The 8772-nt window shown below is 61.3% G+C and carries 8 protein-coding genes and 1 pseudogene; 3 read left to right on the top strand and 6 right to left on the bottom strand.

The features are described 5' to 3' along the window. Nucleotides 1-208: hypothetical protein (locus tag CWI66_RS18405; protein ID WP_232710927.1), on the top strand; the 208-nt coding region annotated here is incomplete at its 5' end. 148 nt (nucleotides 209-356) lie between these two features. Beyond that, entirely contained in the window at nucleotides 357-1115 is a 759-nt protein-coding gene (locus CWI66_RS14390) for an SDR family oxidoreductase (protein ID WP_100732049.1), read from the top strand. A gap of 52 nt (nucleotides 1116-1167) precedes the next feature. On the opposite strand, the gene ybiO is transcribed toward CWI66_RS14390, so the two are convergent. From ybiO to trhO, 5 genes and pseudogenes are all read right to left on the bottom strand, one after another. After that, the gene (ybiO, locus tag CWI66_RS14385) at nucleotides 1168-3561 is read right to left on the bottom strand and encodes a mechanosensitive channel protein (protein WP_100732047.1); all 2394 of its coding nucleotides are present in this window, start codon (nucleotides 3559-3561) and stop codon (nucleotides 1168-1170) included. A 246-nt stretch (nucleotides 3562-3807) separates the two neighbouring features. Next, nucleotides 3808-4239, bottom strand: a complete 432-nt coding sequence (locus CWI66_RS14380) for a YqaA family protein (protein ID WP_016915386.1) — start codon at nucleotides 4237-4239, stop codon at nucleotides 3808-3810. Nucleotides 4240-4255: 16 nt separating this feature from the next. After that, the gene (locus CWI66_RS14375; protein WP_100732046.1) at nucleotides 4256-5080 is read right to left on the bottom strand and encodes an IclR family transcriptional regulator domain-containing protein; all 825 of its coding nucleotides are present in this window, start codon (nucleotides 5078-5080) and stop codon (nucleotides 4256-4258) included. Nucleotides 5081-5181: 101 nt separating this feature from the next. Then, nucleotides 5182-5313: pseudogene (locus CWI66_RS18590) on the bottom strand (enoyl-CoA hydratase); the annotation flags it as partial. Nucleotides 5314-5536: 223 nt separating this feature from the next. Next, entirely contained in the window at nucleotides 5537-6496 is a 960-nt protein-coding gene (gene trhO / locus CWI66_RS14360) for an oxygen-dependent tRNA uridine(34) hydroxylase TrhO (protein ID WP_100732045.1), read from the bottom strand. A 242-nt stretch (nucleotides 6497-6738) separates the two neighbouring features. On the opposite strand from trhO, the gene CWI66_RS14355 reads away from it, so the two are divergent. Further along, nucleotides 6739-7428: a pirin family protein gene (locus CWI66_RS14355; protein WP_100732044.1), complete on the top strand. Its 690-nt coding sequence runs from the start codon at nucleotides 6739-6741 to the stop codon at nucleotides 7426-7428. Nucleotides 7429-7481: 53 nt separating this feature from the next. On the opposite strand, the gene serA is transcribed toward CWI66_RS14355, so the two are convergent. Then, entirely contained in the window at nucleotides 7482-8726 is a 1245-nt protein-coding gene (gene serA, locus CWI66_RS14350) for a phosphoglycerate dehydrogenase (RefSeq protein ID WP_100732043.1), read from the bottom strand. Between the last annotated feature and the right edge of the window lie 46 nt (nucleotides 8727-8772).

Here is an 8772-nt window from a genome sequence, read left to right as displayed (position 1 = left end):
GGCCGGATATAAGCGTGCAGTCCTCATCCGTGTCCATCTCATGGCTTGCTTGCTCAACGGGACGGGTCCATATAAGGGGGCTTTAGCCCGCGATGATGGCGGCATTGGTGCCTGCCCAGGCAGTCGTCCAATGAATCTATTACGCGCCGATGCTCATCGCACTTTGCCGAGAATTGCTTCGCTTGCACGCCAGAATGCGATGAACTAAAAAATAGCTCGCTCAGGCTATCTACAGAGTAAACCGCCACGCATTTTGTTCAAGCTCTGTACAATTTATTGACAAACGCTGCGCTCACGCAGAGTCTTGGTGATCACCCCCCATCATGACACACCATACCGACAGCGAGGGACTTTTCATGCCAACACCTGCGGCACTGGTCACCGGCGGCGCCACACGACTTGGACGCCATTTTGCAGAAGCCCTGGCCGACAAAGGCTTCGATATCGCCCTGCACGTGAATAGCTCCCGAGGGGAGGCTGAAGAGGTGGCCACGGTGATTCGTGGCAAAGGGAGGGAGTGCGAGATTCTTTCCTGCGATTTTTTGAGCGACTCACCGGAAACACTGATTCAACAGGCGAAAGCGCGCTTTCCCGGTTTGAATGTGCTGCTCAATAGCGCCTCAGCCTATGAGCCTGCGCCCATCGCCCAGACAGACCTGGCCATGCTGGAGACCCAGTTTCGGGTCAATATGTTCACCCCGCTGCTACTCACACGCCATTTTGCCGAGGCGGTCGAACACGGTCAGGTGATCAACATCATCGACAACAAAGTGGCCTATCACCAATATCCGTATGCGGCGTACCTGCTCTCCAAGAAAAGCCTAGCTGAGATGACCCGTATGGCAGCGCTGGAGTTTGCTCCGCGCCTACGGATTAACGGTATCGCCCCCGGGGTAGTGCTGCCTGCCACCCAGCGTACCAGCGACTATATCCAGTGGCGCATCGAAGGCATTCCGGTCAATCACCAAGGCAACCCAGCACACCTTGTACAAGCCCTGCACTATTTGCTGGATAATGCCTTTGTGGCCGGGCAAGTGCTATTTGTAGACGGCGGCGAATCGATCAACCTAGAGGGTCGCCACTCCGAAAACTACCCTGGCGAGCGGCGCGACTGACCCAACGCAATGAGGCCGCCCGAAGGCGGCCTTGTCGTTGATGCGTCGAGGATCACACGTCCTCATCGTCAGGCTTGTGGTGCTCAGCCTCTTGCTCACTCGGTGATTTTCCATGACGAGGGCGATAGCGGTCATCCACTTCGAGCTCTGCTCGTTTGGGCTGCCCTGCCGGGCTACCATCGATGGTGAAGTCCTGCTGCATGACACGCAGGTTGGCAGGCGGCGCAGAGCCGGACTTGTCCTGCCCGAAGTACAGGGTGGTATGCGGGAACGGAATTTCGATACCCGCCGAGTCGAAGCGCATCTTGACGAGGCGGTTGTATGCCCGGCCAACGCCCCACTGGTCACCCGGCGTGGTCTTGATGACCACACGGATATTGACCGAGCTGTCGGCCAGCGCAGTAACGCCCGCCACGGTCATGTCTGCCAGCAGTTTGTGACCGTGCTCTTCGCTGGCTTTGAGGTCTTCGAAGGCCAACTGGAGCTGGGCAATGGCATCGTCGATGTTCTCGCGGTAGGCAATACCGTATTCGCCCACATGGTTGCCGTACTCACGCATGTAGTTGGAGACGGTATCGACACTGGAGAACGGCACAATGTGATAAGTACCGGAGAGGTCGCGGATACCCACCGAGCGAATACTCAAGCGCTCTGCGGTACCGGTAATCCCCCCTACGGTCACCACATCGCCGGTATTCATCGCGTTTTCCACCTGGATGAAGACGCCGGTGATGACGTCCTGCACCAGCCTCTGGGCACCGAAACCGATCGCCAGACCCAGCACACCGGCACCGGCAATCAGCGGCCCGATGTTGATGCCGATCTCCGACAGCACGATCATCCCGGTGATGGTCACCATGGCAATGGCTAGCGCATTACGGAACAGGCTAAGCAGCGTCTTGGCACGCGCCGAGGGCTCCCCGTCGCCCGTCTCGGGGTTCAGCTTGTGCTCGATCAGGCTCGCCAGCCCCAGCCATACGCCCAGCGATACGATCAGAATGACCGCCACGCTGATCAGGTTGCCCACCAGGTTGGCACCGCGCTCGGAAGCGTACCAGGCGGCGAGATTGAACGCTCCCCAGGCATCCAGCACCACCATGATCACAGCCACGACAATGATGGTGCGCAGCACGCGCAGGGCATTGGGTACGTAGCTGTTCAGGCGCGCTTCCAGCAGCGGCAGCTTGCGACGCAGGTCATCCGACAGCTGAATACGACGGCCGATGGTTTGGGTGAGGAAGGTGGACAGCAGCAGCCCCACCACCACCGCCACCAGCGTTTTCAGCGTGGCCATGAGCACGAAGGGCAGTGCGTCGCCCGGGCGGGTCAGGGTCAGCACGAACACCATCAGGAAGTAGAGCAGAGCAAACAGGTGCCATGTACGGGCAAAAAGGTGCAGCGACACGCGGCTGGCCATGAGCGTCGAACGGTCGCCCATCAGGTTCAAGTTATCACGCAGTCGAACACGGTTCTTCAGCACCACCGCCACGGCATAGACGAAGGCCAGCAGCATGATGAAGGTGCCCACGGCCTGCCCCAAGGTCGGGGCCAGGTAATAGTTGACCAGCGGTACGACCACCATCAGGCCATAGCCCACCATACCGATCAGACGGGCGATCCAGCGATTCCAATAGGAGGCTTCCTGGGCAGAAATATGCAGCAACCGCAGTCCCTCATAGCGGGAGGAGAACAGCATGCGCACTGCCGCCTTGAGCAGCTCGATGATCAGGAACGCGTTCAGGAACAGCGAAGCCCGGGTAGACAGCTCGCCCGCTTCGCCCACCGCGAACGTGGCGATCAGGTTGCCGCCCACGTAGGCCAGCGCCACCAGCAGCACATCCACCACCGCGGCCAACGCCACGCACAGCACGAGACGCAGCACCGGGGTCAAACTGCCACCGGCCAGCGACCAGGCGCTGAGCTTGGTAAACAGCGTCTTGGCGAGACGACGGAAGGTAAAGAACAGGGCAAACGTGGCAATGATGACAATGCCGAGATTGATCGCGGCATTGGTGAAGTCGGCCATATTGAAGGTGCCGGCCCCCTGCCCCGTGAACAGGCTGCCGACGATAGAGACGGCCTGCTCCAGCTGGCCCCCGACATCACTCACCGTGCGGCTGGTCAGTTCGGCCAGCTGGCGCGGCAGCGAGACATCTTCGGGTGCGACATTGCCACCGGCAGCCGCGGCTTCCGGGGAGAGTTCGTTGGCCAACCCTGGAGGCAGCGCCGATGCCTGGTGGCGCAGCAGCTCAATCAGCTCCTGGCGAGCCTGCTCATCTTCCAGCAAGTCCGCCAGCGCCGAATACGAGGGCGGCTGCTCGGCGCTCGTATCCGGCGCTTCGTTGTCACCGCCCAGCGTGGTTTGCGCCATGGCGGGGCCGGCCAATAAGGCGAACAGCGCCAGCATCCAGACGCCTAGCCAGGGTAATAAACGTAGTGACGTCACACCATAACCTCCCTTTGGGTGAGTTTTTGCGATCCTGCGACTTGCCAAGAACCTGTCTATGCGTGCCCGCACAGACACGTCCACACAGACACGTCCACACAGAATAGTGCATCCATCAGGAATGCAAACCTGACATAACATACGCTAGGGTAACATGCCTGACTGCCAGAGAGGTTATCGCGACTGCTTTCGGTGCACCAACGAAAACACCCTCGCGCAGTTTTCAGGCAATCGCATAGCAGTGCCTTATTGGCAGTAAGGGGCCAGCCACTGCTGGGCCATGACGATCAACAGCGCATAGCGCGCGCCCTTGGCCAGCACGATCCAGAGCAGCGCCCGCCACCAGGCCAAGCGCATGACGCCGGCCAGGACGGTGAGCGGGTCGCCTATGACCGGCAGCCATGACAACAGCAGGCTGAACTCACCAAAGCGGTGATACCAGCGCTCTGCGCGGGCCAATCCTTGGGGCGATGCGGGGAACCAGCGGCGATCCTGGAACTGGCGGGCATAGCGCCCCATGGCCACGTTGATCATGCTACCCAGCGTATTGCCCACCGTGGCAACCAGCCAAAGCCCCAGCGCGGGCTCACCCAGGCACCAGAGCCTGGCCAGCCACACTTCAGAGCCGCCCGGCAGCAAGGTGGCACTGGCAAGCGCCACCCAAAACAGACTAAACATGAGCAATCATCGGCAATTAACGAGGCCGCTGGCCGCCCATTTGCAGGGTGATGTCATCCGCCGTGCGGCGCACCAGCGCCCCCAGCGCCAGCAGGCGATCTTCTGGAATGCGCGCCATGGGCCCGGAAACGGAAATGGCCGCCAGGGGAGTGGCGTGCTCGTCGAAAATACACGCGGCCACGCAGTGCAGGCCAATGGCATGCTCTTCACGGTCACAGGCAAAGCCCTGGGCACGAATGGTGGCCATTTCCACCAACAGCGAATCGACCTGATAGCGCGTGTTTTCCGTGACGCGCGCCAGCTCATACCCACCCGCCAACAGCGCGTCGCGCTCCTCCTCGCTCATCCAGGCCAGCAGCGCCTTGCCTACCCCAGAGGCGTGCAGCGGTGCCCGCGACCCCAGCCGCGTGATCATGCGCATCATTTGCGGCGATTCGTTCTGGGCCAAAAACACCGCCGTGGCGCCATCGCGAATGCCCAGGTTGGCCGTTTCGCCGGTCTCTGCCGTCAGGCGGCGCAAAAACGGACGGCTTTTCGCCACCACGTCGCGGGCTTCCAGAAAGCTGTTGCCGATGCGGAAGGTTTTCACGTCGATGCGCCACAGGCCTTGCTCGCTCTCCTGGGTGACGAACCCCTGGCTTTGCAGTGCCTGGAGTAGCCGGTGGGTCGTGGAAGGTGCCAGGTCCGCTTGTTCGGAAAGCTCCGAGAGCGCCATCCCCAGCGGGCTGGCCGCCAGGTATTCGAGCAGCGTGAGGCCGCGTACCAACGATTGGCTATGCCCGCCGCTGGCTTTGGTGGCTCCCGCCGGACGTCCGACTGACCTGCGCTTTACTTCACTCACCTGGCACTCTCCTGAGGGCGCGTTAACATTCATAAATCAGCAGGATAACTCGCCCCGGCAGCCATGTCGCGTTTACGGAAACAAATTCCACCAATGGATCGCTAGCGGTGCCGCCAGACCGGCGGGCGTTTCTCGATAAACGCATCGATGCCCTCGGCCACGTCCTCAGCCAGCATGTTGCAGGCCATGGTGTCTCCGGCAAAGGCGTAGGCTTCTCCCAAAGGCATCGCCACGGCGAGCGAACAGCACCTGGTAATAGGCCTGCTCGGGGTGCGCGCGCATCTGCTTCAAATCATGCCCCGCGCAGCAGGCAGTCGTCGAGGGAAGCAATGTGTGAAGAGGGCATGGCAGGCTCCTGAGCAAAACGTGCTGCTCAGCCTAGCTGCCCGCCCGACGTGCTGATCGCTCACGACGGCCAAAGTGGCCTCTTGCAGGGCAAGCGGCCACGGGGTTGGGTTACGCTTTGTCGTGGGCCGCCTGGCGAGGGTTGTAGCCCAGCGGATGGGGTTCACCGCGGGCCTTGGCCAGCTCGATCTGGCGCTGGCGTTCGCGGGCGGCGGCGCGGGTCTTCTCGGGCAGCGAGTCGATGCAGTGCGGGCAGCTGATGCCGGGCTCGTAGGCCGACGACTGCATCTCTTCCTGAGAGATCGGCATGCGACATGCGTGGCACTGCTCGTGCTCGCCCTCGGTGAGATCATGGCGCACGGTGACGCGGTTATCGAACACGAAGCACTCGCCGCGCCACAGCGACTGCTCTTCCGGCACCTTTTCCAGGTAATTGAGCACGCCGCCCTTCAGGTGGTACACCTCTTCGAAGCCCTCTTTCAGCATGAAGCTGGAGGCTTTCTCGCAGCGAATACCGCCGGTGCAGAACATCGCCACTTTCTTGTGCTGCTCCGGGTTGTAGTGTTGGCGCACGTACTCGGGAAACTCGCGGAACGTGGTGGTCTTGGGGTCGACCGCGCCTTCGAAGCTGCCAATCGCCACTTCGTAGTCGTTACGAGTATCGATCACCAGCACTTCCGGGTCGGAGATCACGTCGTTCCAGTTTTCCGGCTCGACGTAAGTGCCCACGGTGTCGTTGGGGTCGATGCCCGGCACGCCCAGCGTCACAATCTCCTTTTTCAGCTTCACCTTGGTGCGGTAGAACGGCGGCTCGTCGCAGAACGACTCTTTATGGTCGATATCGGCCAGGCGCGGGTCGGCGGTCAGCCAGGCCAGCAGCGCATCGATGCCTTCACGGCTGCCTGCCACGGTGCCGTTGATGCCCTCTTCGGCCAACAGCAGCGTGCCTTTGACGCCATTGGCCAGCATGGTCTGGTGCAGCGGCTCGCGCAGCGCTTCGAAGTCGTTCAGGGTGACAAATTTGTACAGCGCAGCCACCACGATGGGCGGTGTGGAAGTGGGGATCGTCATGCAGTGCTCCTGGTAGTCGCCCTCGCAAAGGGCGGACCGGGTGAATAATCCCGCGCATGATAGCAAAAAGCGCGCCGCGCGTGCATCTGCACGCACCTGCCAGCCACTATTCTGGCGGCCCTCAATCGTCGATTATTTCGACGCCATCATTGAGAAAGCTTCACCCCACGCAGGGCGCTCTCGGTCGTATAGTAGGCAACATAGAGTAGGCAACAACCTGACTGATCAACGAGGTACCGTTCATGAAGATTCGTCGTTCCAACGAGCGCGGCTATGCAGACCACGGCTGGCTGCGCTCGTACCACACCTTTTCGTTTGCCAATTACATGGACCCGGAGCACATGGGCTTTCGCGCCCTGCGGGTGATCAACGAAGACCGGGTCGCCCCGGGCCACGGCTTTGGCGCCCACCCCCACCGGGACATGGAGATCATCTCCTACGTGCTCGAAGGTGAAATGGAGCACAAGGACAACATGGGCAACGGCGAGGTCATGCGCCCCGGCGACGTACAGCGCATGTCGGCGGGCACCGGGGTGCTGCACAGCGAGTTCAACCACTCCCAGCAAAACGGCCTGCATTTCCTGCAGATCTGGATCGAACCGGCCCAGCGGGGCATCTCGCCCAGCTACGAGCAGAAGGCATTCCCCACGGCCGAACGCCAGGGCCAGTGGCGCCTGATCGCGTCGCAGAGCGGCCGAGAAGGGTCAGTGAGCGTCAATCAGGACGTCAATCTGTACGCCAGCCTGGTGAGCGCGGGTGATCAGCTGGCGGCGCCGCCCTCCCGTTATGCCTGGCTGCATGTGGTGAAAGGGGCCATCGAGGTGAACGGACAAACCCTGCGCACCGGCGACGCGGTGGCTTTCAACCCAGGCGAGGACTTTGCAGTGGCAGGCAGCGAGGCCAGTGAGGTCCTGCTGTTCGACCTGGCCTGATACGCAAAACGGCCCTTTCGGGCCGTTTTGTGACGCTGCGCGGGTCGGTAATATCAGCTGTTCTGCGCCGAGTAGAGAACGCGAATCTTCAGCGTATGCTCTACCTTTTTCAGGGCTTCCAGCGCCTGCGGGCCATAGGCCTTGTCGACGTCGATGACCACGTAGCCCACCTTGTCGTTGGTCTGCAGGTACTGACCGGAGATATTGATGCCGTTCTCCGACAGCACGCGGTTGATCTGCGACAGCACGCCGGGCACGTTGTCGTGGATGTGCAGCAGGCGGTGCTTGTCCGGGTGGGCAGGCAGCGCCACTTCGGGGAAGTTGACCGACGTCACCGTGGTGCCGTTATCCGAGTAGGTGATCAGCTTCTCGGATACTTCGATACCGATGTTCTCCTGCGCTTCCAGCGTCGAGCCGCCGATATGCGGCGTCAGGATCACGTTGTGCAGGCCACGCAGCGGGCTCTGGAACTCTTCATCGTTGCCCTTCGGCTCGACCGGGAAGACGTCGATGGCGGCACCGTTCAGCTTGCCAGCCTTCACGGCGTCGGCCAGCGCTTCGATCTCGACCACGCTGCCACGGGCGGCGTTGATCAGGATCGCGCCATCCTTCATGGCGGCGATTTCCTTCGCACCCATCATCCAGCGGGTAGAGGGCAGGTCCGGCACGTGCAGGCTGACCACGTCCGAACGACCCAGCAACTCCTCCAGGCTGGCGACCTGGCTGGCATTACCCATGCCCAGCTTGGTGATCACATCGTAGTAGATCACGTTGAAGCCCAGTGACTCCGCCAGCACCGACAGCTGAGCGCCAATGCTGCCATAGCCCACGATACCCAGCGTCTTGCCGCGCGCCTCATGGGAGTTCTTGGCCGATTTCAACCAGCCCCCCTGGTGCGCCAGCGCGTTTTTCTCGGGAATGCCACGCAGCAGCATGATGGCTTCCGCCAGCACCAGCTCGGCCACCGAGCGAGTGTTGGAATACGGCGCATTGAAGACCGCGATACCGCGCTTGAGCGCCGCATCCAGGTCGACCTGATTGGTCCCGATACAGAAACAGCCCACGCTGACCAGTTTCTCGGCGGCATCGAACACGCGCTCCGTCAACTGCGTCCGGGAGCGAATGCCGAGGAAGTGAACATCACGGATCTTCTCGATCAGCGCTTCTTCATCCAGCGATGTGGAGATAAGCTCGATGTTTTCGTAACCCGCGTTGTGAAAATTGTCCACCGCGCTTTGGTGGACGCCCTCGAGTAGCAGGATCTTGATCTTGCTCTTTTCCAGGGACGTTTTGGCCATGGCTGAATCAACCTCTATGGTCGGCGGCAGGCGCCGTGTATCGGTT

Source organism: Halomonas sp. 141, from assembly GCF_002810305.1.
GTDB classification, from domain to species: Bacteria; Pseudomonadota; Gammaproteobacteria; order Pseudomonadales; family Halomonadaceae; genus Vreelandella; species Vreelandella stevensii.
Note: the sequence above shows the minus strand (reverse complement) of the source record. Positions and strands in the feature narration are given on the sequence as shown.

Coding starts and splice junctions, on each gene's coding strand:
- CWI66_RS14390 (WP_100732049.1), top strand. CDS start 357: ATGCCAACACCTGCGGCACTGGTCACCGGCGGCGCCACACGACTTGGA.
- CWI66_RS14380 (WP_016915386.1), bottom strand. CDS start 4,239: ATGTTTAGTCTGTTTTGGGTGGCGCTTGCCAGTGCCACCTTGCTGCCG.
- trhO (WP_100732045.1), bottom strand. CDS start 6,496: ATGACGATCCCCACTTCCACACCGCCCATCGTGGTGGCTGCGCTGTAC.
- CWI66_RS14355 (WP_100732044.1), top strand. CDS start 6,739: ATGAAGATTCGTCGTTCCAACGAGCGCGGCTATGCAGACCACGGCTGG.
- serA (WP_100732043.1), bottom strand. CDS start 8,726: ATGGCCAAAACGTCCCTGGAAAAGAGCAAGATCAAGATCCTGCTACTC.